The following is a 22,208-nucleotide window of genomic DNA, read 5'->3' as shown; positions in this document are numbered from 1 at the left end:
GCGCTCTGGTGGAGGCGGAGGGGGATGCATCAAAAAGCGTTGAAGCCGTCAGGTCTGCACGAGACAGGCGGGGTCGCCGAAACCTTGTAAAGCGCCTCGACATCCAAATGGTACAGCGCCATGCCCATGTGCCCGTACTGGCCCGGGCCCGTGGTGGTGCCCAGCCATTCGACATAGACCATCCGGCCCGTCATGAGGTCGTCATCGTCCGGACTGGCCGCGCGTTCGATAGCGCGGTCGATAACACGCGGCATATCGACCCAGAAGTGGCCTGGCGTGTCGTAGTACGTTGCTTCCGGAGGCATGCCGGTGCAGGGCACGAAGCTGGATGTCTCGAATCCCCACGTGTAAAGGCCTGCGAGGCGCATGCGTTGCTTTCGCAGCGGTGGTTCCACGCACAGCGTGGCATCCACTTCGATGACCGCATCCGCACGTCCGTCGCGTACAACGATGGGTGCCGCCCCGATCCGCCGACCACGGGCAAGAAACACCCGGCTCGGGCAATACGCCGTGATTTTTTCTTTCGGCCGAGGCATTTCGCGCCGCTCTTCATGGCGCCCTTCTGCATCGGTCCGGCCACTGCCGACGCCGATCCCTGCGACGGGCCTGCCGCTGCTGCGATCGCGTACCAGTACCGTCAAATGCAGGGCTGTGCGTTGCCGCTCCGATTCCGCTGCCACTGCAGCTTCGGCCGGGTCGAGAGGTTTACCTGAAGCCGTATCCGCAGTTGCATTGGATGCTGCAGCTTCGGCTGCGGCTATGAGGGCGTCCATGTCTGCCTGCTCCGCCACATGGCTCCGCGTTGCCGGAGGGCCGTGTTCGGTTCCGGAAACCGCGCCATCGGAGTTGCTCTCATCCGATGCCCCAGTATCGGGTTCTTGCCTGCGGGCGCCCGCATCGGTATTGGTCGTGGATGCGGCACCGGCACCGGCGTCAGCACCGATCTTGCCGCTGTCGCAGGCGGACAGTGACAGCATCGACGCGAAGATCAGTCGCCATACGCGCATGGGGCACCGGTTAGACTTTGGAATCGCATCCACTCTGCCAGAACCCGTCGCATGCCGCCGCAACGCATCGTCTGCCTCACCGAAGAGCCCACCGAAGTGCTGTATGCGCTCGGCGAACAGCACCGCATCGTCGGTATCAGCGGGTTCACGGTCAGGCCTGCGATCGCGCGCAAGGAAAAGCCGAAGGTCAGTGCGTTCACCTCGGCGAAGATCGGCGAGATCCTGAAGTTGCAGCCGGACTTCGTGATCGGGTTTTCCGATATCCAGGCCGAGATCGCGTCGGCGCTGATCAAGCAGGGCGTGGAGGTGTGGATCAGCAACCACCGCAGCGTCGACGGCATTCTCGATTACATCCGTCGGCTCGGTGCGCTGGTCGGTGCGGTGGAGAAAGCGAATGCCTACGCCGATGAGCTGCAGCGTGGACTCGACGCCATCGCCGCACAGGCGGCGGCGCTGCCGTGTCGGCCGAAGGTGTATTTCGAGGAGTGGGACGATCCGTTGATCAGCGGTATCCGCTGGGTCGCGGAGCTGGTGCGGATCGCCGGTGGCGACGATATCTTTCCCGAGCGCGCGGCGGAATCGCTGGCGAAGGCGCGGATTCTCGAAGTTACGGACGAAGTGATCCGGCGCGCGCCGGACATCATCCTCGGCTCGTGGTGCGGCAAGAAATTCCGACCGCAGAACGTCGCTGCGCGTCCGGGCTGGGATGCGATTCCCGCGGTGCGTCACGGCGAGCTGCACGAGATCAAATCGCCGATCATCCTGCAGCCGGGTCCGGCTGCCTTGACCGACGGCGTTCATGAGATCGCGAAGATCATCCAGGCCTGGTCGCGCCGGTAGAACGGCCTTCAGGCTGCGGCGCCGCTCAGGGCTCGAAATCCCGCGAGAACGCCATTGTCGAAGTGGCTGCGCCTTCACGCTTGATCTTCAGATCGAACCGCAGCGTATCCGGTGGCGACATCTGTGCAGTGCCGATGTAGTCGGTCAATTCGCCGACCCGCATCTCGCGCATCGCGATGGGCTGGGTCTGCCCCTGCAGATTGGTCGTGCTGGCGGTGATCGTCGCCGGCAGCGACACATCGGAACTCTCCGGTCCCCGTCGCACCGACACCATCAGCAGCACGCTGCGGCCGTCGCGCGGAATGCCGTATTCCCGCGCCATGCGTTCGTGCAGGTTCCCGGTTGCGATCACGTTCGCCCGCATCGTCACGTCGCCGTCGCGAGCCACCGCTTCCTGCGGGGTGTCGATGCGTTTGGCCGGCTTGGGCGCATCGTTGCCGCAGGCGGCCAGGGCGAGGCAGAGCAGGGCGATGGCGGTCGGTCGCATGGGGGTGACTCAGTCGTTGGCGGCGGACAGCTGCCGGCCGCGTTCGGTGGCGTTGCGGATGGCCGAGGCGACCAGTTCGCGGAAGCCGCCGGCCTCGAAGGTCTCGATCGCGGTCTGGGTGGTGCCGCCCGGTGAAGTGACCCGGCGGCGCAGCTCCGCCGGGTCCTCGCTGGATTCGGTGAGCATCCGCGCGGCACCCAGCACGGTTTCCAGCACCAGCGCCCGTGCGGCTTCGGCCGGCAGGCCCTGGGCCAAGGCGGCGGCGTCCATCGCTTCGGCCAACAGGAAGATGTACGCAGGGCCGCTGCCTGAGACGGCGGTGACTGCATCCATCTGCGCTTCGCTTTCGATCCACACGGTTTTGCCGGCGCTTGCCAGCAGATTGACCGCACGTTCGCGGCCATTGGCGTCCACTTCGGCACTGGCGAATAGACCGGTGACGCCTGCGCCGAGCAGCGCCGGCGTGTTCGGCATCGCCCGGACCACGGCGCCGCCGCCGCCCAGCCAGCGCTGCAGCTGCGCGGCGGTGATGCCGGCGGCGATCGATACCACCAGCGGTCGCTGCGCCTGCGCCAGCGGCGCGAGCGCTTCGCAGACCGCGCGCATGACTTGCGGCTTCACCGCCAGCAGCCACAGCCCGGCAGGCCCGGCGGCTTCGGCATTGTCGGCGCCGACCGTCACCCCGAAATCGTGGGCCAGCGCCTCGCGCAGGACTTCGACAGGTTCGGACACGCGGATATCGGCGGCTGCCGTACCCCGGGCGAGCAGGCCGCCGATCAGGCTGCGGGCCATGTTGCCGCCGCCGATGAAGGCGATGGTGTATTCGGAAGTCATGGCGTCTCCGGGACGTCGATGGATGCGGTCTTCGGGGCACGGGCGCCGAACAGCGCGCTGCCGATGCGGACCATCGTCGCACCTTCGGCGATCGCCAGCGCATAGTCCTCGCTCATGCCCATCGATAGCGTGTCGACGTCGGGATGCCGGCTGGCGAGGGCATCGAACAGTCCGCGCATGCGCCGGAATGCGCTGCGGCGGCGATCCGTGTCGGGCTCGGGCGCCGGGATCGCCATCAGCCCGCGCAGGGCGAGCTGCGGCTGGGCGGCGATGGCGGCGGCCAAGGCGTCGACCTCTTCCGGACGGCAGCCGTGCTTGCTGGTTTCGTCGTCGATATTGACCTGGATGAGGACGTTCAACGGCGCCCGATCGGGTGTCCGGTGCCTGGCCAGCACCTCGACCAGTTTCAGCCGGTCCACGGTCTGCACCCAGTCGAACGCGGCGGCTGCTTCGCGGGCCTTGTTCGACTGCAGGTGGCCGATGAGGTGCCATTCGATCCCGAGCCCGCCCAGCGCCGGCTGCTTGGCGAGCGTTTCCTGCACGTAGTTCTCGCCGAAGGCCAGCGGGCCATCGGTCTGGCGTGCGCGCAGGGCTTCGGCAACGCGCACGATGGCTTCCGCAGGCCGGGTCTTGCTGACCGCGAGCAGACGCGCCTTGGGCCGACCGCTCGCGGCGGCGGCGGACATGCGTTCGAGAATGGCGTCGAGTGCGGGATGGGGCAGGGCTTCGGACATCGCGGCGGGGGAAGGTCGGTGTCGTGGACGCGACCAGAGTCGCGGAATCGACAGTGTGCGACGCGCGTCGCGGAATCGACAGTGTAAGCCGAGCCAACTGCTTGCGGCTGCGGGGTGACAGCGCCGGGTCCGGGGCTATACTCCGGCGGGTCAGTCGTTCCATCACGTCATCAACACGACATCGCAACGCGGGGAGCTTGCATGGATATCGCCGAACTTTTGGCATTCTCGGTCAAGAACAAGGCTTCGGACCTGCATCTGTCGGCCGGGCTGCCGCCGATGATCCGCGTCGACGGCGACGTTCGCCGGATCAATATTCCCGCACTCGATCACAAACAGGTGCATGCGCTGGTCTACGACATCATGTCGGACAAACAGCGCCGCGATTACGAGGAATTCCTCGAAACCGACTTCTCGTTCGAGATCCCCGGCCTGGCCCGCTTCCGCGTCAACGCGTTCAACCAGAACCGCGGCGCCGGCGCCGTGTTCCGGACCATTCCTTCCGAAGTCCTGACCCTGGAAGACCTGGCGACGCCGCCGATCTTCCGTGAGCTGATCGACCAGCCGCAGGGGCTGATCCTGGTCACCGGCCCGACCGGTTCGGGCAAATCGACCACGCTGGCGGCGATGGTCGACCACGTCAACAAGAACGAATACGCCCACATCCTCACTGTCGAGGACCCGATCGAATTCGTCCACACCTCGCAGAAATGCCTGATCAACCAGCGCGAGGTCCACCGCGACACCCACGGCTTCAACGAAGCGCTGCGCTCGGCGCTGCGCGAAGACCCCGACTACATCCTGGTCGGCGAGTTGCGCGATCTGGAAACCATCCGCCTGGCGCTGACCGCTGCGGAAACCGGGCATCTGGTGTTCGGCACGCTGCACACCTCCAGCGCGGCCAAGACCATCGACCGCATCATCGACGTGTTCCCGGCAGGCGAAAAGCCGATGGTGCGTTCGATGCTGTCCGAATCGCTGCGCGCGGTCATTTCGCAGGCGCTGCTGAAGAAGGTCGGCGGCGGCCGTACCGCAGCCTGGGAAATCATGGTCGGCACCCCGGCCATCCGCAACCTGATCCGCGAGGACAAGGTCGCGCAGATGTATTCGTCGATCCAGACCGGCCAGGCCTACGGCATGATGACCCTCGATCAGCATCTGCAGGACCTGGTCAAGCGCAGCCTGATCACCCGCCAGCAGGCGAAGGGTTACGCCAAGGACAAGCGGTTGTTCGAATAATCATTCGTGTCATCCCGGGCGCAGCGAGGAACCTGCTGTTGTCTCTTTGCCGATGAAAGCAGGTCCCTCGTTGCGCTCGGGATGACAGTCATCAGGGTGCAGCCATTCAAGATCCGGAGTTCCCCATGAGCACCATCGATTTCACCTCGTTCCTCAAGCTGATGGCGCACCAGAAGGCGTCGGATCTGTTCATCACCGCAGGCATGCCACCGGCGATGAAGGTCCACGGCAAGATCACGCCGATCACCCAGAACGCGCTGACCCCGCAGCAGAGCCGCGATCTGGTGCTGAACGTGATGACCCCGGCGCAGCGCGAGGAGTTCGAAAAGACCCACGAGTGCAACTTCGCGATCGGCGTCTCCGGCGTTGGCCGCTTCCGCGTCAGCTGCTTCTACCAGCGCAACCAGGTCGGCATGGTGCTGCGCCGGATCGAATCGAAGATCCCGACCATCGAGGAACTCGCGCTGCCGCCGATCATCAAGACGCTGGCGATGACCAAGCGCGGCATCATCATCTTCGTCGGCGCCACCGGCACCGGCAAATCGACGTCGCTGGCGGCGATGATCGGCTACCGCAACCAGAATTCCAGCGGCCACATCATCACCATCGAAGACCCGATCGAATTCGTGCACAAGCACGAGGGCTGCATCGTCACCCAGCGCGAAGTCGGCATCGACACCGACAGCTGGGAGAACGCGCTCAAGAACACCCTGCGCCAGGCGCCCGACGTGATCATGATCGGCGAGGTGCGCACCCGCGAGGGCATGGACCATGCCATCGCCTTCGCCGAAACCGGGCATCTGGTGCTGTGCACCCTGCATGCCAACAACGCCAACCAGGCGATGGACCGCATCATCAACTTCTTCCCCGAAGACCGCCGCAACCAGCTGTTGATGGACCTGTCGCTGAACATCAAGGGCGTGGTCGCGCAGCAGTTGATTCCGACGCCCGATGGCAAGGGCCGCAAGGTCGCGATGGAAATCCTGCTCGGCACGCCGCTGGTGCAGGACTACATCCGCGACGGCGAGATCCACAAGATCAAGGAAGTGATGAAGGAGTCGACCAACCTCGGCATGAAGACCTTCGACCAGGCGCTGTTCGAGCTGTATCAGGCCGGCGAGATCAGCTACGAGGACGCGCTGCGCTTCGCCGACTCCCAGAACGAGGTGCGGCTGAAGATCAAGCTCGCCCAGGGCGGCGACGCCCGCACGCTGGCGGCCGGTCTGGACGGCGTGGAAGTGGCCGAGGTCCGCTGAGCGCCAGGCCGTCCATGGCGCCGCCGTGAACTTCACCGGCGGTACGCGGTCCCCATAGACCCGGTGCGCGCTGCCTGCGCGCAGGGCGCCCGTTCCCGGAATGCGACCCGCCAAGTCGCGTTGCGGCGCCTGTTAGAGTAAGACCATCCCCCACAACGGCCGATGCGCCGGTTCCGAGGTCAGGACCAGTGAACGCAGTCATGCAGCCAACCGAAGAGCAGATCACCTTGCCGCCGGCCTCCGATGGTGAACGGATCGTCGCTGCGTTGATCGACAAGGGGCGCTTGAAAGAAGCCGACCTCGTACGTGCGCAGCGCCTGCAGGAGGAAACCGGCAGCGAATTGCTGGCGCTGATCGCCCGCCTCGGGCTGGTCTCCGAGCGCGATCACGCCGAGGCCTGCGCCGAGGTGCTGGGGCTGCCGCTGGTGGCGATCAAGGAATTGCCCGACCTGCCGCCGGAAGGGGTCGATCTCAGCCTGAAGTTCATGAAGCAGTTCGCGGCGGTGCCGGTGGGCGAGAGCGACGCGCATGTCGCCGTGCTCATGGCCGACGCGCAGGACATCTATACCCTCGACGCGATCCGGCTCGCCACCCACCGCGAGGTACGGCCGCTGGTCGGACTGCGCTCGGAGATCGGCGACCTGATCGAACGCTGGCACGGCCAGGGCCGCAGCGCGATGGGCGCGATCGTGGAGACCGCCGAAGGCGAAACCGGCGATGTCGACGATGTCGAGCATCTGCGCGACCTCGCCTCGGAAGCCCCGGTCATCCGGCTGGTGAATCTGATCATCCAGCGCGCGGTCGAATTGCGCGCCTCGGACATCCACATCGAGCCGTTCGAGAACCGCCTGAAGGTGCGCTACCGCATCGACGGTGTGCTGGAAGAGGGCGAAAGCCCGCCGGCCAATCTCACCGCAGCGGTCATTTCGCGCGTGAAGATCATGGCCAAGCTCAACATCGCCGAGCGCCGCCTGCCGCAGGACGGCCGGATCATGCTGCGGGTGCAGGGCAAGGAACTCGATCTGCGCGTGAGCACGGTACCGACCGCGCACGGCGAATCGGTGGTCATGCGTCTGCTCGACCGCGAGACCGTGGTCTTCGATTTCCACAAGCTGGGCTTCACCGACGACTTCCTGCCGCAGTTCCAGCAAGTGTTGAAGCAGCCGCACGGGATCATGCTGGTGACCGGCCCCACCGGTTCGGGCAAGACCACCACGCTCTACACCGCGCTGTCCAAGCTCAACACCCCCGACGTGAAGATCATCACCGTCGAGGACCCGGTCGAATACCAGATCGAGGGCATCAACCAGATCCAGGCCAAGCCGCAGATCGGGCTGGATTTCGCCCATGCCCTGCGCAGCATCGTGCGCCAGGACCCCGACATCATCATGATCGGCGAAATGCGCGATCTGGAAACCTGCAAGATCGCGATCCAGTCGGCGCTCACCGGCCATCTCGTGCTGAGCACGCTGCACACCAACAACGCTTCCGGCGGTATCACCCGCCTGCTCGACATGGGCGTCGAGGACTATCTGCTGACCTCGACCATCAACGGCATCCTCGCCCAGCGTCTGGTGCGCAAGCTGGAGCCGACCCATGCCGAACGCTACGAACCTTCGCCCGAAGAGATCGAGAAATTCAGCCTGCGCCGCTACCAGCCCGAAGGCACGATCCATCTGTACCGCCCGCGCGGTTCCGCGATCGCGCCGACCGGCTACCTCGGCCGCACCACCATCGTGGAATTCCTGGTGATGAACGACGAGATCCGCCGCGCGGTGATGCGCCATGCCGGCATGGGCGAACTCGAACAACTGGCGAAACAGTCCGGCATGCGCACCATGTACGAAGACGGCATCATCAAGGCGCTGGCCGGCAAGACCACGCTCGAAGAAGTCCTGCGCGTGACGGAGGATGCCTGATGCCCGGCCGGTGCGTGCTTCGTTACTATGTGTCGTGCGGTTTCCGCAGAGGGTCAGCATGAGGTCCAGGGGATGAGGAAGGGAGTCGTGATCGCGCTGTGCGTGGCCGTCGTGGCGGTCGGCGCGGCTGTCGCCGGCTGGTGGATGGGACGCGACCGCGCCTCTTCCGATCGGACCGGTAGCGCCGCAACGCAGGCCAAGAGCGCAAGCCCGGCTGAATTGGCCGTGCGCGCCGAGCGCAGTCGGCAATTCGTCGAAGAGCACCGCCATCTGTGGCGGGAAGCCAGTTACATCGAAATCCGGCAGGCGGCCGAGGGCGGAAATCTGGTGGCGCAGCGCCGGCTTTCGGAACTGTACGAAGATTGCAAGGCGTTCGACGGCGCACTTCGGAGCAGTTTGGACATGCTCCGGAATCTGGCCAAGACCGATCAGCTGTCGCAACCGACCATCCAACTGCTTCTGCACGATTACAACCGTCTGTGCACGCAGGCGGCTGCGGATCTGCGCAAGAACAGCGGGCTCGCCCAATACTGGCTCCACAAGAGCGCCAAGGCCGGCGACGTCACGTCCGAGATGCGTTATTTCGCGCGCACCGTGCCCACGCTCAGTCCCACGCAGTTCCGATACTTCGTCGACAAGGTGAGCGCCAGTGGCGACCCCGATGCGATGTTCGAGCTGTCGCTGCTGGTGCCGAAGTTGAAGGGGGACTGGCCGGATCCGGAGCAGGCGCCTGCGTTCAAGGGGCAAGCGGCCCAGTTCGCCTGGATCATGGCGTCCTGCCGTGCGGGCTACGATTGCGCGCGCGGTTCGCGCCTCATGCACCTGCTGTGCATCAGCGACTTCGCCTGCGGCGATCCGAATTACGAACGCTATCTGAGCGTCTCATCGCACTACGACGCACAACGCCCGCAGGTCGAAAAGCTGATCAGGACCATCAACGACAGCATTCTGGCGCCGAAGGCGAAATGAGCCGTCGCGGCGCGAGCCGGGGAACCTTCGACGCGCCGCGGGCTCCCAATCCGCGATGGCGGTCGATATGCTCCTCCGCCTGCCCACGCCGCCTGCTCGCGCGCGCGGTCCTTGCCCCCGCGCCATAGCCTTTTCCCGACACCATGCCCCTGTACCGCTACAAAGCCCTGAACACGCGCGGCGAAGTGCTGGACGGCCAGATGGAGGCCGGCAGCGACGCCGAGGTGGTGCTGCGCCTGCAGGAACAGGGGCATCTGCCGATGGAAGCGGTGCTCGCCGCTGCGGGCGGCGAGTGGGCCCTGCGCAGTCTGTTCAAACCCAAACCCTTCGGCGGCGCGCGGCTGGTGCAGTTCACCCAGCAGCTCGCGACCCTGCTCGGCGCCGGCCAGCCGCTGGACCGCGCCCTGTCGATCCTGCTGGAACTGCCCGAGGACGAGGCCGCGCGTCGCACCATCCTCGACATCCGCGACGCGGTGCGTGGCGGCACCGCGCTATCGGTGGCGCTGGAGCGCCAGCACGGCGCGTTCTCGCGGCTGTACGTGAACATGGTGCGCGCCGGCGAAACCGGCGGCAGCCTGCACGACACCCTGCAGCGGCTCGCCGACTATCTCGAGCGCAGCCGCGCGCTGCGCGGCCGGGTCATCAATGCGCTGATCTACCCGGCGATCCTGATGACGATGGTGAGCCTGTCGCTGCTGTTCCTGCTGGGCTATGTGGTGCCGCAGTTCAACGAGATGTACAGCAACCTCGATGCCGAGCTGCCGCTGTTCTCGCGCATCGTGCTGGGGCTGGGACTGTTCGTGCGCGACTGGTGGTTCGTAGTGGTCGCCATTCCTGTCGTGGCCGCATGGGCGTTCGCCCGGCAATGGCGGCAACCCGGCTTCCGCGCGCGCTTCGACGACTGGCTGCTGCGGCAGAAGATCGCCGGGCCGATCGTGGCCAAGATGGAAACCGCGCGGCTGGCGCGCACGCTCGGCACCCTGCTCAAGAATGGCGTGCCGTTGCTCACCGCGATGGGCATCGGTGGTCGCATCCTGGGGAACCAAGCCTTGATCGGCGATGTCGAAGCCGCAGCGACCGATGTCAAGAACGGCGTTGGCCTGTCCACCGCGCTCGCCAAGGGCAAGCGGTTCCCGCGGCTGGCGCTGCAGATGATCCAGGTCGGCGAGGAGTCCGGCGCGCTCGACGCCATGCTGCTGAAGACCGCGGACACCTTCGAGGGCGAAACCGGCCAGGCACTGGACCGCATGCTGGCGCTGCTGGTGCCGGTGATCACGGTGGTATTGGCGGTGGTGATCGGGCTGGTGATCATGGCCGTGCTGCTGCCGATGTACCAGCTCAGCGGTTCCATATGAGCGGTTCCATATAATTTCGTCTGCTGCCTTCCTTTCACGATTCGATTCGCCACCTTCTTTGAATGGACTGACCGATATGCGCGACCCACGCTGTTTTCGCCGCTCAACCCACCGTCTCCCGTCGCGTCGCCTGCAGGCCGGCATGACCCTGATCGAAATCATGATCGTCATCGTGCTCATCGGCGGCATTCTTGCGGTGGTCGGTGGCCAGATCATGAAAAACAAGGACACGGCCAATCATCGGCTGACGAAGGTGCAGGTCGAGACGATCGCCGCCAGCATCGAGCAGTACAACTCGGATGTCGGCGAATATCCGCGCAGCCTGGAAGACCTGGTCACCGATCCGCAGATCGAAGGCTGGCTCGGCCCGTACGCCAAGGAAAAAGACCTGAAAGACCAGTTCAAGAAGCCGCTTCAGTACACCGTGCCCGGTGAAGACAGCGAATTCGACCTTTCCAGCTACGGCAAGGACGGCCAGCCCGGCGGCAGCAGCGTCGACGCCGACATCAAGTACGAGCAGTAACGGCCATGGCGGCGCTTGCGCCGTCGCCCTTCGCGCCCACGCCACGATGAATCGACTCCGCGCCCGGCGCCACGCCACATCGGCCCCGCCGCGAAGACCGACATCGCGCAGGCTGGCCTCGGGCGCAGCGTACGGTTTCACGCTGATCGAGATCCTGATCGTGGTGACCTTGATCGCTGCGCTTACGCTGGTGCTGATGGGTGCGATGAACGGCGGCATGGACGGACTGAAACTCCGCTCGAATGCCAAGAAACTGGTGGCTGAACTGCGTCACGCGCGCGCCCAGGCGATCTCGACCGGCACCGTGCAGCGCTTCACGGTCGTGCCCGAGCAGCGCACCTGGACCGGGGCCAAATCGCATGGCGGCACGTTTCCCAAGACGCTGGATGTGACCTTCACCGGCGTGCGTCAGGTGCAGTCCCGCGAAGGCGAGGGCGTGATCCTGTTTTTCGAGGACGGCGCGTCCACCGGCGGGCGGATCCAACTGCGCGTGAAGAACGCCGCCTGGAACGTCGACGTGGCCTGGCTCACCGGCGAAGTCACGCTGCACAGGGGTGAGGTCGAGCGATGAATCGCCTGCGTCGCACATCGCCGGCATCGCGCGGTCAGCGCGGTTACACGCTGATCGAAGTCGTGGTCGCGTTCGCGCTGCTCGCGTTCGCCATGACGTTGCTGCTCGGTTCGCTCACCAACGCGACGAAGCAGGTGCGTGCGTCGAGCGACTTCGGGCGTGCCGCGCTGCATGCGCAATCGCTGCTGGACCAGGCCGGCGTCGGCGAGGCGCTGGAAGTCGGGCAGCGCGACGGCGAGATCGATGGCGGACGCTATCGCTGGGAAATGAATGTCGCGCCGTTCCGCGACCCCTCTGCGCCACCGCGTCAGCCGCAGGTCCTGGGCGCGCCGCAGTTGCTGCAGTTGGAGCTGATCATGCGCTGGGGCAAGGGTGGCCCGCGCGAAACGCTGCGACTGCAATCGCTGCGCCTGATGACGCCGACCGACATCAACGCTGTCGGAGCGATTCCATGATGGATGCGCCCATGAACCACGCGCCCATGCATCGACGGCTGCCGCGATCCGCACGCGCGGCCTCCGGATTCACCCTGATCGAAATCCTGGTCGCCACCATCCTGCTGGCCGCAGCGATGACGCTGGGCTTCGCCACGCTGCGCGCCGCGTCCGCCGCTGCCACCCGTGGCGAGGTCACCGCGCAGCGCAACGAGCGCATGCGCGCGGTCGAGGGCTTCCTGCGCAGGCGCATCGCTTCGGCGTTGCCGATCGCATTCGACGTGAACGAAAGCACCGGCTCGCCGCTGCGTTTCCTCGGCGAGCCCGACCGCATCCGTTTCGTCGCTGATCTGCCGGCGTATCTCGGCCGTGGCGGGCCTCATCTGCACGACATCACCGTGGTGGACGATGGCGAAGGCGTCCGCCTGCAGGCCGACTTCGCGGTGGTGCTGGCGAACGAGGTCAACGCCGAGCGCGATCCGCGTCCGCCGGAGCTGCTGGCCGGCGGCCTGCGCGAGGTCAAGATCAGCTATCGCGCGCTGGACGCGCAGAACCGGATCGGCGATTGGGAAGAGGTGTGGTCGCAGGGCGATCGCATGCCGCTGCAGGTGAAGATCGAGATCGTCGATGGTCGCGGCGACCGTTGGCCGCCGATGGTGGTGTCGCTGCCGCAGGCCGCGAGCTTCGGCGGAGTGTCGCAGGTGCCGATCTGATGGCCGTACTGCACTCAATGCGAGCCGGCGCTCGGCGGCCACGCATCGCTTCGCGCGGCGCGGCGCTGCTGCTGGTGCTGTGGTTGATCGCGATGTTGACCGCAGTGGTCGGCGCGTTCGCACTGACCGCGCGGATCGAATACATGCAGGGCCGGGTCCTGAGCCACGGCGTGGTGGCGGACCAGGCCGCGCGCGCCGGCCTGGAATACGCGATGACCCGGGTGGTCGATCTCGACCAGGCCCGGCAGTGGCTACCCGATGGCCGCGACTACAACTGGCAATTCGGCGGCGCCGAGATCGTCATCACCATCGTCGACGAGTCCGGCAAGGTCGACATCAACGCCGCCGATCTCGATCTGATGGCCGGCTTGATCATGGCGGTCGGCGTGGAGCGCGAGCCGGCGCGCAAGATCGCCGCCGCGATCATGGACTGGCGCGATCCCGACACGCTGACCCAGGCCGAAGGCGGGGCCGAAGACGCCGACTACAGTGCGGACGAGCGGCCTTACGGCGCCAAGGATGCGCCGTTCGAGACCGTGGCCGAGCTGCAGCTGGTGCTGGGCATGACCCCGGAACTGTTCGAGAAACTTGCGCCGCACCTGACGGTCTACAGCGGGCAGGGTCGTCCCACGGAGCAATATGCAAGCGCGGAAGTGCTGCAGGCGCTGGGGGTCGATCCGGAGCGTACCTTGGCCGAACGGCGGCGTCCGCGCCTGCCGGGTGAGACCGGTTCTCTCGTCGGTGTCGGCACGGGCACGTATAGTATCGACAGCCGGGCGCGGTTGCGTGACGGGCGCGTATCGGTTCTGCGCGCCGTCGTGCGCGCCGGCAACAGCGGACTGCCGGGCTCTGCCTACACGCCGCTGCGCTGGGAAGAGGGGGCCGTCGTACGGCCGTCCAAGCCCGGCTCATGAGGTTTCCGCATGAGGTTTCCATGGTTGGCGTGCCGCTGCGGCGGTGCGTCGTGCGACTGATCGAGGACAGCATCTGAGCACTACCCCCGACAATGCGATGCCCGCCCGGGCAGCGTCGAAGTCCCCTCAGCCCCGGTTCTCCCGGGCGTGGCCCGGACTGCGCGGCTTCTGGGCCTGGTGGCTCACGGCACTGGGCAGCTGGCTGCCACCGCGACTGCGGGCGGTGTTCGGCCTGGCGCAGCAGCGCCTGCTGTTGCGTCATGAGGGCGAGACGCTGTCGTTGGCGCTGACCTTGCCGGTACAGCCCGGAGAAGCCTCGATCCGCGAACTGGCCGAGCTGCCGTGGGATGCCGCATCCGCGGGCGACGAACCCTTGCGCCAGTTGCTGGTGTCGCGCATCAACAGCCTCCCGCGCTGGCTGCTGTTGTCCGGCCGCGGCGGACTGCGCCGCCGTCTTTCGCTGCCCGCTGCCGCTGCCGACCGGCTGCGCGAAGTGCTCGGTTTCGAAATCGACCGGCAGACGCCTTTCACGCTCGACGAGGTCTATTACGACGCCCGGCTGCTGGGTCGTCGCGGCGATGGCCAGATCGACGCAGAGCTCATCGTGGTGCCGCGCGCCAGCCTCGAACATGCGCTCGATGCCCTGGGGGCGCCGCTGCGCGCCACCTTGGCCGGGGTCGATATGGCCGATGCCGACGGCCTGCCGCTGGGCATCAATCTGCTGCCGGGCGCCCAGCGCCGCCATCGCCGCGATCCGCGCGCGGCCTGGAACATCGGTCTGGCGATCGTCGCCCTGGTGGCGCTCGGGGCCGGCCTGTGGCAGATCCTCACCAATCGTGAAGACGCAGCCGATGCCTTCGAGGTCCAGGCCAAGAGCCGCAGCCAGCAGGCGCAGAAAGTGTCCGCCGAGAAAAAACAGCTGGTCGATCTGGTCGAAGGTCTGCGTTTCCTGCAGCAGACCCGCAGCGGGCGTCCCAGCACGGTCGAAGTGCTGGACGAACTGACCCGTCGATTGCCCGACAGCACCTACATCGAGAAAGTGTCGATCGAGGGCGAACGGGTGATGATCATCGGATTGAGCTCCGAAGCGCCACGCTTGGTCGAACGGCTGCAGACGTCCAAGCTGTGGCATTCGATGAATCTGACCGGCGCGCTCTTGCCCGATCCCGCCAAGGGCAAGGATCGCTTCACGCTTGCCGCCGAATTGACCATCGCACCGTCGGCCAAGGCCAAACCCGAACGCCGGGCCGCCGCGAATCCGGCGGGCGAACCATGAGCGCCGGCATGACTCCCACTTCGACGCCGGGGATGACCTCGATCCCCAATCGCGAACGCTGGCTGGCGCTCGGGCTGCTGGCGGCGGTGCTGCTGGTCGCCTACTTCCTGCTGCTGCATCCCTGGTGGACGGTGCCGATGCTCGACCTGCAGACGCGGATCGATGGTCTGCAGGAGCGCGACGCGCGTGCCCGCGCCACCTTGGCGCAGGCCCCCGAGATCCGCAAACGCCTCGCTTCGGTGCGCGAAGAAGCGGCACGGATTCCCGGTTTCATGCGCGAGGCCAGCACCGAGCTGGCGACCGCCTCGCTGATCCAGCGGCTGGAAACCGCGGTGCAGGAAGCCAGCCCCAAGAACCGCAGTTGCGCGATCCAGACCCGTTCACCGATGACCGAGCCGCGCAAGGAGCGCTTCGCGCGCGCGGTGGTGCAGGTGCGTTTGCGCTGCGGCACGCCGGAACTGGCGATGGTGCTGCATTCGCTCGAAAGCGGCTCGCCGCGTCTGTTCGTGGACAACCTCAACGCCACCGCGCAGCGTTTCTATTTCACGCCGGACCAGGCGCCGTCCAGCGGCGGCCTGGACGTGAGCTTCGATCTGTACGGCTATGTCGCCCCCACCGCAGGAGGCCCCGCCGATGCGCGCCGATAGCCTCAGCCCCAAAACCTGGCTGCTGGCCGGCATCGCCGGCTGGGCGGTCTGCCTGTGGGCGTTCGCGCTGCTGGGACTGGGCGAACGTCTCGGTGATGCCGATGTGGAGCAGGCGCCGCAAAAGCTGCCGTCCACGACCATTCCCCGTGCCGACCGTCCCGGTCCGCAGGCGCAGTACGCCGACATCGGCGCCCGCCCGATCTTCTCCGAGAACCGCAAGCCGCAACCGTTCCGGATCGACGGCACCGGCGAGGAAGCGCAGGTCAATACCTTCGACTACGTCCTCACCAGCGTGATGATCGCCTCGGGCGTGCAGTTGGCGATCCTCAAGCCGGCGGCCGATGGCGCCCAGCCGGTGCGGGTGAAAGTCGGCGATGCCGTCGAGACCGCGCCGCAGTGGACGCTGGCGTCGCTGTTGCCGCGCAGCGCGACGTTCCGTGGGCCCGAGGGCGACAAGATCCTCGAACTGCGCGTGTTCAACGGTATCGGCGGCGCCGCGCCGCCGCCGATCGCACCGCCTCCCGTGGTCGCCGGGCCCGGTGGCGTGATCAACCCGAACATGCCGGTGCCACCGCCCGGCGGCGAGCAGCCGATGCCGGCACCCGTTGTTCCACCGCCGCCTCCCGTCGCCAATGCCGACGGCGATGCGGCGAATGTGTCGACCCAGGTGCAGCTCGACGCGATCCGCAAGCGGATCGAAGCGCGTCGCGCCCAACTCCGGCAGCAGGCCGCCCAAGAAGCGCAGAACCCCGCCCCCGCCGGGACAAACCCCTTGAGAATTCGATGATGAATCTCCGATCCACCGCTCACGTCTTTTTCGCCGCCGCTTTCGCCACGATGCTGGCCGGGTGCGCCACCGGGCCCGTACCGATCGTGCAGCGCAACGCCAACCGGCATGCGGACCGTGCCGTCGGGAGCGATGCGCAGACCGGCGCCGACCAGGCCGTGCGCAGCGAACCGCTGGAGGCCGCCGATGACACGGACGGGGATTCGGGCGAAGGCGGGAAGGCGGACGGTCGTCCGCGCGCGCAGATCCGTCGCGGCAATGGCCGCGTCATCAACAGCTCCGCCGCCACCGCGCCGCTGCCCGACATCGGCGCGACCACCGGCGAAGCGCGTTTCAATTTCGAAGGCGAATCGCTGCACGCGGTGGTCAAGGCGATCCTCGGCGACATGCTCGGCCAGAACTACACCATCGCGCCGAACGTGCAGGGCACCGTCACTTATTCCACGCCCAAGCCGGTCAGTTCCGCGCAGGCGCTGTCGGTGCTGGAAATGATCCTCGGCTGGAACAATGCGCGGATGATCTACAGCGATGGCCGCTACAGCATCGTCGCGTCCGACCAGGCGCTGGGCACCGGCGTGGTCACGCCGCGCGGCGGTTCGCCGGACAGCGCCCGCGGCTTCGAGTCGCGGGTGGTGCCGTTGCGCTTCATCTCGGCCACCGAGATGGAGAAACTGCTCAAACCCTATGCGCGCCCCAATGCCATCGTCACCGTCGACGCCGGCCGCAATCTGCTGACCATCGTCGGCAGCCGCGCGGAACTCGAAAGCTATCTGCGCACGATCGAGATCTTCGACGTCGACTGGATGGCCAGCATGTCGGTCGGCGTGTTTCCGCTGCAGTCCAGCAAGGCCACCAAGGTCGTGCAGGATCTCGAGAAAGTGTTCGGCGAACAGAGCAAATCGCCGGTCGCGGGGATGTTCCGCTTCATGCCGCTGGACGGCGCCAACGCGGTGCTGGCGATCACTTCGCAGGCCGATTATCTCGACGACATCGAGCAGTGGATCGACCGGATCGATGGTGCGGGCGAGGGCGTGAAGCTGCATTCCTACGAACTCAAATACATCACCGCGAAAGATCTCGGCGAGCGTCTCAGCGAAGTCTTCGGCGGCGGTGGCGGCAATCGCAGCGGCGGCAACGACGGTGGCGGTTATTCGCTGATCCCGGGCGGCCAGGGCAATGTCATCGGCAGCGGCGGCGACGGCAAGGACGGCGGCTACGACGGCGGCGGCATCAATGCCGGCGGCGGTAGCGGCAGCAGCGGTCTCGGCGGCGGCTCGCTTTCGCTGAATGCGGCCCAGGGCGGTAGTGGCAGCGTGGTCATCGAAGTCGGCGGCGACAAGGTCGCGGTGTCCGCGATCGAAGAAAACAACACGCTGCTGGTGCGCGCGACCGGTTCGGCCTGGCGCTCGATCCTCGACGTGATCGAAAAACTCGACGTGTTGCCATTGCAGGTGCATATCGAAACGCAGGTGGCCGAAGTCACGCTCGCCGGCGAGTTGGCCTACGGTGTGAACTGGTACCTCGAAAAAGCGACCACCGACAATGGCCTTCCGGATCTGACCGGCCCCAGCATTCCGCCGAAGTGGAGCACGCTCGGCGCCAGCATCGGCGGCGTGAACGGCCAGGGATTGGCTTGGACGCTGATCCAGAACGATGCCGCCGCGGTGATCACGGCGCTGGACAAGGTCACCGACGTGCGCCTGTTGCAGACCGGTTCGGTGCTGACGAAGAACAATTCCGAAGCCACGCTCAACGTCGGCAGTCGCATCCCGATCACGACCGTGTCGATCAATCCGATCCTCGGCAGCAACAACACCACCAGTTCGGTGCAGTACCTCGACACCGGCGTGATCCTCAAAGTGCGTCCACGCGTCACCAAGGACGGCACGGTCTTCCTCGACATCGTGCAGGAAGTGAGCTCGCCGGGCTCGGATGCCGACGTCAACGGCAACGTGCGGATCAATACGCGCCGGCTGAAGACCGAAGCGGTCACCAGCAGCGGCGACACGGTCCTGCTGGCCGGGCTGATTCAGGACGGCACCACGCGCGGCTCGTCCGGCCTGCCGGGTTTGACCCGGATCCCGGTCATCGGCGCGCTGTTCGGTCGCCAATCCTCCAACCAGAGCCGGACCGAAGTGGTGATCCTGATCACCGCGACGATCATGCGCAACCAGCAGGAACTGCGCTCGTTGACCGACGACTACTCGCGCCGTTTCCGCGCGATGGAACCGATGGGCAAGCCGAAGCCACCGGCCGCGCAGCCGCATCGCTGAAGTCCCGGCGCTCGCTCTTCGCAATGAGCGAACTGCCCGTCGTACTGGTTCCGGTGGGCGTCGACGACGACGCCCTCGATGCCTGTCTGGCCGCGCTCGATGCCGGCACGCCGCCTGGCACGCGCGCGTGGCTGGCGGACGATGCGCAGGCGGGCCCGCGCGGCCTCGCCATCGTCGAGCGCTGGCTCGCGCGCACCGCGCTGCAGGCCGATTACACCCGCCGCCCGCGCAGCATCGGCGAAGCCGCGCACCTCGATGAGATGCTCAAAGCCTGCGGCGACGCCGATGTGCTGGTGCTGGCCAGCGACGCGGTGCCGCTGCCGGGTTGGGCGACGCAGCTTGTCGCCTGCGCTGCGCGCGATCCCGCCATCGCCACTGCGACCCCGTGGTGCAACGCCGGCGAGACCGCATCGTGGCCGCGTGTGGGCGAGGTGATGCCGGTTCCGGACGAACCCGCGCGACTCGCGCGCGCCGCGGCTTCGCTGCCGCCGCATCATCCGGAGCTGCCCGCAGCGGTGAATCACGCGGTGTTCCTGCGCGGCAGCGCGCGACGGAAGGCGGGCGGGCTGGATGCCGCAAGCTACGCGTCGTGGCACGCCGCACTGGTCGATCTGTCGTTGCGCATGGCCGGCCTGGGTTGGCGGAATGTCCTGTGCGAAACCGCGTTCGTTGCGCGGGGCGGCGAAGGGATGCCCCTGGGCGACGATGTCGATACGCTCGCCGCGCGTTGGCCGACGTGGCACGCGCGGCTCGCGCAGTTCCTGATGCAGGATCCGCTGCACACGCTGCGCACTGCGCTCGGCCATGCCTATGACAATGCGGAGCTGCGCACACAGCCCGATCTCTTTACCGTCGATGCCGCGCGCGGCGACGAGGAGACGTCATGAGCCGAGTGGCCGACATCGCGGTTGTCGTCGTCACCTACCAGAGCGCCGAAACCATCGAACTGTGCCTGCAGCGTCTGCGCGCGGCTGACGGTATCGCCCAGATCCGCGTGGTCGACAACGCCTCCACCGACGGCACGCTGGAGATCGTGCAGCGACATGCGCTGGCCGATACGCGCGTCCGTTTCATCGCCAATCCCGACAACCCCGGCTTCGGTACCGCCTGCAATCAGGGTGCAGACGACAGCGGTTCGAGCTGGCTGGCGTTCGTCAATCCGGACTGCATGGTCGAGGTCGACACCCTTGCGCGACTGCGTGCGCATGCGCAGGCCTGCGCACGCGATGCGCTGCTCGGTGCCGATCTGGTCGACGAGACCGGCGTTCGCGATGGCGCCGCGCGACGGCGCGATCCGGATTTCGCGGCGATGCTGCACGGCGCGGCTGCGCGCAGACTCGATATCGACGCCGACGACACGCAAACCCTGCAGGCGGTACCGGTGATTTCCGGCGCCCTGATGCTCCTGCCGCGCACGCTGATGGTGCGCATCGAAGGCTTCGACCAGGGCTATCGCCTGCATGCCGAAGACCTCGATCTGTGCCGCCGCGCGCGCGAAGCCGGCGCGTTCGTCGCGGTCGCCAACGACTTGCGCGTCGTCCACGTGCGCGGCGTCTCCAGTCGTTCCCGGCCGCTGTTCGTCGAATGGCACAAGCATCGCGGGCTGTGGCGCTACTTCCGCAAGTTCGACGCGCGGCGTCACGGTTGGTCGACGCGCGCGGCGGTGTGGACGATGATATGGGCGCGCTGTTCGTTCGTGCTTTTGACCAGACTGGGGCGGGCCATTGCTCGCGGGGGATTCTGAAACATGCTTGATTCGACTTGTTGTGCCAACTGCGACCGTGCCGTCGATGGCACGGACCAGAAGTTCTGCCCGGCCTGCGGCCAGCCCACGCCGACGCATCGCATCGACTGGCATTTCCTCGGGCACGAGTTCGAGCACAGCGTGCTGCATATGGATCGCGGCATTCTGTACACGCTGAAGAACCTGATGCTTCGCCCCGGTCATCTGATTCGCGACTACATCGATGGACGGCGGGCCCAGCATGTCAAACCGCTGCTGTTGACGATGGTCTCGGCCGCTTTCGTGGTGTTCCTCACCAACTATCTGTCGGGCGGCGACGTGATTGGGGCGGCTTTCTCACGCGGCTTTGCGGATGCGACCCGGGGCGGCGGAGACGGCAAGTTCGACCCGGCGCCCATCTTCGCCGCTTTCGAGGCGGTGAACGCATGGATGAACCATCATTACGCCGCAGTCACCTTGATGCTGTTGCCGCTGGAAGCGGTGGCGTTCAAGCTGGCGTTCTGGCGCTGGCGGAATCTGAATTATCCGGAATGGCTGGTGATCACGGCATTCATCAATGCGCAGTCATTGATCATGTGGGGGCTTTCGATTCCGTTCCAGCGCTGGTTTCCCGGCACCATTGTTTGGGTCCTGTGGCTGATGATCGGCTACGGCATCTTTTCCCTGGTGCAGTTCTTCAGCGAGCAACCGCGCTGGAAAACCGCGTTGCGTGCGATGCTGGGCTTCGGGCTGTACCTGTTCGTCAATCTGGTGCTGACGGTCGTCGCCGTGATCGTCATGTTCGGCATGCCCCGCCATGCGTGACAGACGGGCCGTCCGGGTGGATCAGCGCCAGCGGTTGATCTCGTCGCGCAGGTCGCGTGCGGCACTCGCGGCGGCTTCGGCATAATCGTCGTTGTTCGATGCGTACAGGATCGCGCGCGACGAACTGATGATCAGGCCGGTGCCGTCGGCGGTCTTCGCGTTGCGTACCACTGCCTCGATATCGCCGCCTTGCGCGCCGATGCCCGGCACCAGGAACGGCACATTGCCCACGAGGGTGCGCACGTCGCGCAACTGTTCCGGCCAGGTGGCGCCCATTACCAGCGCGCAGTTGCCGTTGTCGTTCCAGTCGCGGGCGATCTTCTCGGCCACGTGCTGGTACAGCGGGCGCCCGCCCACCACCATGTCCTGCAGATCGCCCGCGCCCGGGTTCGAGGTGCGGCACAGGATGACCACGCCCTTGTCCGCGCGGTCGAGAAAGGGTTGCACCGAATCGCGGCCCAGGTATGGGTTCACCGTCACCGCGTCGGCGCAGTAGCGGTCGAAGGCTTCGCTGGCGTAGTGCTGCGCGGTGCTGCCGATGTCGCCGCGCTTGCTGTCGAGGATCACCGGAATGTCCGGGTAGCGGAAGCCGATGTGCATGATCAGCATGCGCAGCGCTTCCTCCGCATGCGCCGCCGCGAAATGCGCGATCTGCGGTTTGAACGCGCAGACGTATGGCGCGGTGGCGTCGACGATGTCGCGGCAGAAATTGAAGATCGCGTCGGGGTCGCAGGCGAACTTCGACGGGAACTTCGCGGGCTCGGGATCAAGGCCGACGCAGACGAGCGTGTCGGCATGCTCCCAACGGTCGCGGAGTCGGTCGATGAAGCCTCGCATCGGATCTGGCGTCTTCTTGCTCTGGATGTCGGTCATGATTTCAAA

The 22,208-nt window shown here is 66.4% G+C and carries 23 protein-coding genes; 18 read left to right on the top strand and 5 right to left on the bottom strand.

What is annotated here, in order from left to right; translation table 11 throughout:
* Positions 1-29: 29 nt before the first annotated feature.
* Positions 30-977, bottom strand: a complete 948-nt coding sequence (locus HOP03_03250; GenBank protein ID NOT87180.1) for a hypothetical protein — start codon at positions 975-977, stop codon at positions 30-32.
* 81 nt (positions 978-1,058) lie between these two features.
* Between HOP03_03250 and HOP03_03245 the strand changes: the two genes are divergently transcribed.
* A complete protein-coding gene (locus HOP03_03245; protein NOT87179.1) occupies positions 1,059-1,847 on the top strand; it encodes an ABC transporter substrate-binding protein in 789 nt (262 codons plus the stop codon).
* A 25-nt stretch (positions 1,848-1,872) separates the two neighbouring features.
* On the opposite strand, the gene HOP03_03240 is transcribed toward HOP03_03245, so the two are convergent.
* From HOP03_03240 to HOP03_03230, 3 genes are read right to left on the bottom strand one after another with little or no spacing between them, the layout of a single operon-like run.
* Positions 1,873-2,334 (bottom strand): DUF4426 domain-containing protein, encoded by a 462-nt coding sequence (locus tag HOP03_03240; protein NOT87178.1) that lies wholly within the window; start codon positions 2,332-2,334, stop codon positions 1,873-1,875.
* A gap of 9 nt (positions 2,335-2,343) precedes the next feature.
* The gene (locus HOP03_03235; protein NOT87177.1) at positions 2,344-3,168 is read right to left on the bottom strand and encodes a pyrroline-5-carboxylate reductase; all 825 of its coding nucleotides are present in this window, start codon (positions 3,166-3,168) and stop codon (positions 2,344-2,346) included.
* On the bottom strand, positions 3,165-3,902 hold the full coding sequence (locus HOP03_03230) for a YggS family pyridoxal phosphate-dependent enzyme (GenBank protein NOT87176.1): 738 nt from the start codon (positions 3,900-3,902) through the stop codon (positions 3,165-3,167). The genes HOP03_03235 and HOP03_03230 overlap by 4 nt, the downstream gene beginning before the upstream one ends.
* Positions 3,903-4,103: 201 nt before the next feature.
* On the opposite strand from HOP03_03230, the gene HOP03_03225 reads away from it, so the two are divergent.
* From HOP03_03225 to HOP03_03145, 17 genes are all read left to right on the top strand, one after another.
* Positions 4,104-5,141 (top strand): type IV pilus twitching motility protein PilT, encoded by a 1,038-nt coding sequence (locus HOP03_03225; protein ID NOT87175.1) that lies wholly within the window; start codon positions 4,104-4,106, stop codon positions 5,139-5,141.
* A gap of 125 nt (positions 5,142-5,266) precedes the next feature.
* Positions 5,267-6,397 (top strand): PilT/PilU family type 4a pilus ATPase, encoded by a 1,131-nt coding sequence (locus tag HOP03_03220; protein NOT87174.1) that lies wholly within the window; start codon positions 5,267-5,269, stop codon positions 6,395-6,397.
* A 200-nt stretch (positions 6,398-6,597) separates the two neighbouring features.
* Positions 6,598-8,316 (top strand): type II secretion system ATPase GspE, encoded by a 1,719-nt coding sequence (gene gspE / locus HOP03_03215; protein NOT87173.1) that lies wholly within the window; start codon positions 6,598-6,600, stop codon positions 8,314-8,316.
* A 72-nt stretch (positions 8,317-8,388) separates the two neighbouring features.
* Positions 8,389-9,285 carry a hypothetical protein gene (locus HOP03_03210; protein NOT87172.1) on the top strand — a complete coding sequence of 299 codons (897 nt, stop codon included), beginning with the start codon at positions 8,389-8,391 and terminating at the stop codon, positions 9,283-9,285.
* Positions 9,286-9,428: 143 nt separating this feature from the next.
* Positions 9,429-10,640 carry a type II secretion system F family protein gene (locus tag HOP03_03205; GenBank protein NOT87171.1) on the top strand — a complete coding sequence of 404 codons (1,212 nt, stop codon included), beginning with the start codon at positions 9,429-9,431 and terminating at the stop codon, positions 10,638-10,640.
* 76 nt (positions 10,641-10,716) lie between these two features.
* The gene (gspG, locus tag HOP03_03200) at positions 10,717-11,163 is read left to right on the top strand and encodes a type II secretion system major pseudopilin GspG (protein NOT87170.1); all 447 of its coding nucleotides are present in this window, start codon (positions 10,717-10,719) and stop codon (positions 11,161-11,163) included.
* A gap of 46 nt (positions 11,164-11,209) precedes the next feature.
* Entirely contained in the window at positions 11,210-11,734 is a 525-nt protein-coding gene (locus HOP03_03195) for a prepilin-type N-terminal cleavage/methylation domain-containing protein (GenBank protein NOT87169.1), read from the top strand.
* Positions 11,731-12,189, top strand: coding sequence for a type II secretion system protein (locus HOP03_03190; protein ID NOT87168.1), 459 nt, complete (start codon positions 11,731-11,733; stop codon positions 12,187-12,189). The genes HOP03_03195 and HOP03_03190 overlap by 4 nt, the downstream gene beginning before the upstream one ends.
* A 26-nt stretch (positions 12,190-12,215) precedes the next feature.
* The gene (locus HOP03_03185; protein NOT87167.1) at positions 12,216-12,881 is read left to right on the top strand and encodes a prepilin-type N-terminal cleavage/methylation domain-containing protein; all 666 of its coding nucleotides are present in this window, start codon (positions 12,216-12,218) and stop codon (positions 12,879-12,881) included.
* Positions 12,882-12,898: 17 nt separating this feature from the next.
* Positions 12,899-13,795 (top strand): general secretion pathway protein GspK, encoded by an 897-nt coding sequence (locus HOP03_03180; protein ID NOT87166.1) that lies wholly within the window; start codon positions 12,899-12,901, stop codon positions 13,793-13,795.
* Between the two features lie 97 nt (positions 13,796-13,892).
* Complete coding sequence (locus HOP03_03175) at positions 13,893-15,071, top strand: general secretion pathway protein GspL (protein NOT87165.1); 1,179 nt, start codon at positions 13,893-13,895, stop codon at positions 15,069-15,071.
* A 32-nt stretch (positions 15,072-15,103) separates the two neighbouring features.
* Entirely contained in the window at positions 15,104-15,718 is a 615-nt protein-coding gene (locus HOP03_03170) for a general secretion pathway protein GspM (protein ID NOT87164.1), read from the top strand.
* Positions 15,705-16,505: a hypothetical protein gene (locus tag HOP03_03165; protein NOT87163.1), complete on the top strand. Its 801-nt coding sequence runs from the start codon at positions 15,705-15,707 to the stop codon at positions 16,503-16,505. Before HOP03_03170 ends, HOP03_03165 begins: the two co-directional genes overlap by 14 nt.
* Positions 16,505-18,778, top strand: coding sequence for a type II secretion system secretin GspD (gspD, locus tag HOP03_03160; GenBank protein NOT87162.1), 2,274 nt, complete (start codon positions 16,505-16,507; stop codon positions 18,776-18,778). Before HOP03_03165 ends, gspD begins: the two co-directional genes overlap by 1 nt.
* Before the next feature lie 23 nt (positions 18,779-18,801).
* Complete coding sequence (locus tag HOP03_03155; GenBank protein ID NOT87161.1) at positions 18,802-19,665, top strand: glycosyltransferase; 864 nt, start codon at positions 18,802-18,804, stop codon at positions 19,663-19,665.
* A complete protein-coding gene (locus HOP03_03150) occupies positions 19,662-20,522 on the top strand; it encodes a glycosyltransferase family 2 protein (protein NOT87160.1) in 861 nt (286 codons plus the stop codon). The genes HOP03_03155 and HOP03_03150 overlap by 4 nt, the downstream gene beginning before the upstream one ends.
* 3 nt (positions 20,523-20,525) lie before the next feature.
* Positions 20,526-21,326 (top strand): DUF3667 domain-containing protein, encoded by an 801-nt coding sequence (locus HOP03_03145; protein NOT87159.1) that lies wholly within the window; start codon positions 20,526-20,528, stop codon positions 21,324-21,326.
* Positions 21,327-21,347: 21 nt separating this feature from the next.
* On the opposite strand, the gene pyrF is transcribed toward HOP03_03145, so the two are convergent.
* Complete coding sequence (gene pyrF / locus HOP03_03140) at positions 21,348-22,163, bottom strand: orotidine-5'-phosphate decarboxylase (GenBank protein ID NOT87158.1); 816 nt, start codon at positions 22,161-22,163, stop codon at positions 21,348-21,350.
* Between the last annotated feature and the right edge of the window lie 45 nt (positions 22,164-22,208).

The sequence above is a fragment of the Lysobacter sp. genome, assembly GCA_013141175.1.
GTDB lineage: Bacteria > Pseudomonadota > Gammaproteobacteria > Xanthomonadales > Xanthomonadaceae > Lysobacter_I.
This window is presented reverse-complemented; position numbering and strand designations above follow the sequence as displayed.

Excerpts from the sequence above, each read along its gene's own strand:
- HOP03_03250 (NOT87180.1), bottom strand. The coding sequence starts at position 977 with ATGCTGTCACTGTCCGCCTGCGACAGCGGCAAGATCGGTGCTGACGCC.
- HOP03_03245 (NOT87179.1), top strand. The coding sequence starts at position 1,059 with ATGCCGCCGCAACGCATCGTCTGCCTCACCGAAGAGCCCACCGAAGTG.
- HOP03_03240 (NOT87178.1), bottom strand. The coding sequence starts at position 2,334 with ATGCGACCGACCGCCATCGCCCTGCTCTGCCTCGCCCTGGCCGCCTGC.
- HOP03_03235 (NOT87177.1), bottom strand. The coding sequence starts at position 3,168 with ATGACTTCCGAATACACCATCGCCTTCATCGGCGGCGGCAACATGGCC.
- HOP03_03230 (NOT87176.1), bottom strand. The coding sequence starts at position 3,902 with ATGTCCGAAGCCCTGCCCCATCCCGCACTCGACGCCATTCTCGAACGC.
- HOP03_03225 (NOT87175.1), top strand. The coding sequence starts at position 4,104 with ATGGATATCGCCGAACTTTTGGCATTCTCGGTCAAGAACAAGGCTTCG.
- HOP03_03220 (NOT87174.1), top strand. The coding sequence starts at position 5,267 with ATGAGCACCATCGATTTCACCTCGTTCCTCAAGCTGATGGCGCACCAG.
- gspE (NOT87173.1), top strand. The coding sequence starts at position 6,598 with ATGCAGCCAACCGAAGAGCAGATCACCTTGCCGCCGGCCTCCGATGGT.
- HOP03_03210 (NOT87172.1), top strand. The coding sequence starts at position 8,389 with ATGAGGAAGGGAGTCGTGATCGCGCTGTGCGTGGCCGTCGTGGCGGTC.
- HOP03_03205 (NOT87171.1), top strand. The coding sequence starts at position 9,429 with ATGCCCCTGTACCGCTACAAAGCCCTGAACACGCGCGGCGAAGTGCTG.
- gspG (NOT87170.1), top strand. The coding sequence starts at position 10,717 with ATGCGCGACCCACGCTGTTTTCGCCGCTCAACCCACCGTCTCCCGTCG.
- HOP03_03195 (NOT87169.1), top strand. The coding sequence starts at position 11,210 with ATGAATCGACTCCGCGCCCGGCGCCACGCCACATCGGCCCCGCCGCGA.
- HOP03_03190 (NOT87168.1), top strand. The coding sequence starts at position 11,731 with ATGAATCGCCTGCGTCGCACATCGCCGGCATCGCGCGGTCAGCGCGGT.
- HOP03_03185 (NOT87167.1), top strand. The coding sequence starts at position 12,216 with ATGCATCGACGGCTGCCGCGATCCGCACGCGCGGCCTCCGGATTCACC.
- HOP03_03180 (NOT87166.1), top strand. The coding sequence starts at position 12,899 with ATGCGAGCCGGCGCTCGGCGGCCACGCATCGCTTCGCGCGGCGCGGCG.
- HOP03_03175 (NOT87165.1), top strand. The coding sequence starts at position 13,893 with ATGCCCGCCCGGGCAGCGTCGAAGTCCCCTCAGCCCCGGTTCTCCCGG.
- HOP03_03170 (NOT87164.1), top strand. The coding sequence starts at position 15,104 with ATGACCTCGATCCCCAATCGCGAACGCTGGCTGGCGCTCGGGCTGCTG.
- HOP03_03165 (NOT87163.1), top strand. The coding sequence starts at position 15,705 with ATGCGCGCCGATAGCCTCAGCCCCAAAACCTGGCTGCTGGCCGGCATC.
- gspD (NOT87162.1), top strand. The coding sequence starts at position 16,505 with ATGAATCTCCGATCCACCGCTCACGTCTTTTTCGCCGCCGCTTTCGCC.
- HOP03_03155 (NOT87161.1), top strand. The coding sequence starts at position 18,802 with ATGAGCGAACTGCCCGTCGTACTGGTTCCGGTGGGCGTCGACGACGAC.
- HOP03_03150 (NOT87160.1), top strand. The coding sequence starts at position 19,662 with ATGAGCCGAGTGGCCGACATCGCGGTTGTCGTCGTCACCTACCAGAGC.
- HOP03_03145 (NOT87159.1), top strand. The coding sequence starts at position 20,526 with ATGCTTGATTCGACTTGTTGTGCCAACTGCGACCGTGCCGTCGATGGC.
- pyrF (NOT87158.1), bottom strand. The coding sequence starts at position 22,163 with ATGCGAGGCTTCATCGACCGACTCCGCGACCGTTGGGAGCATGCCGAC.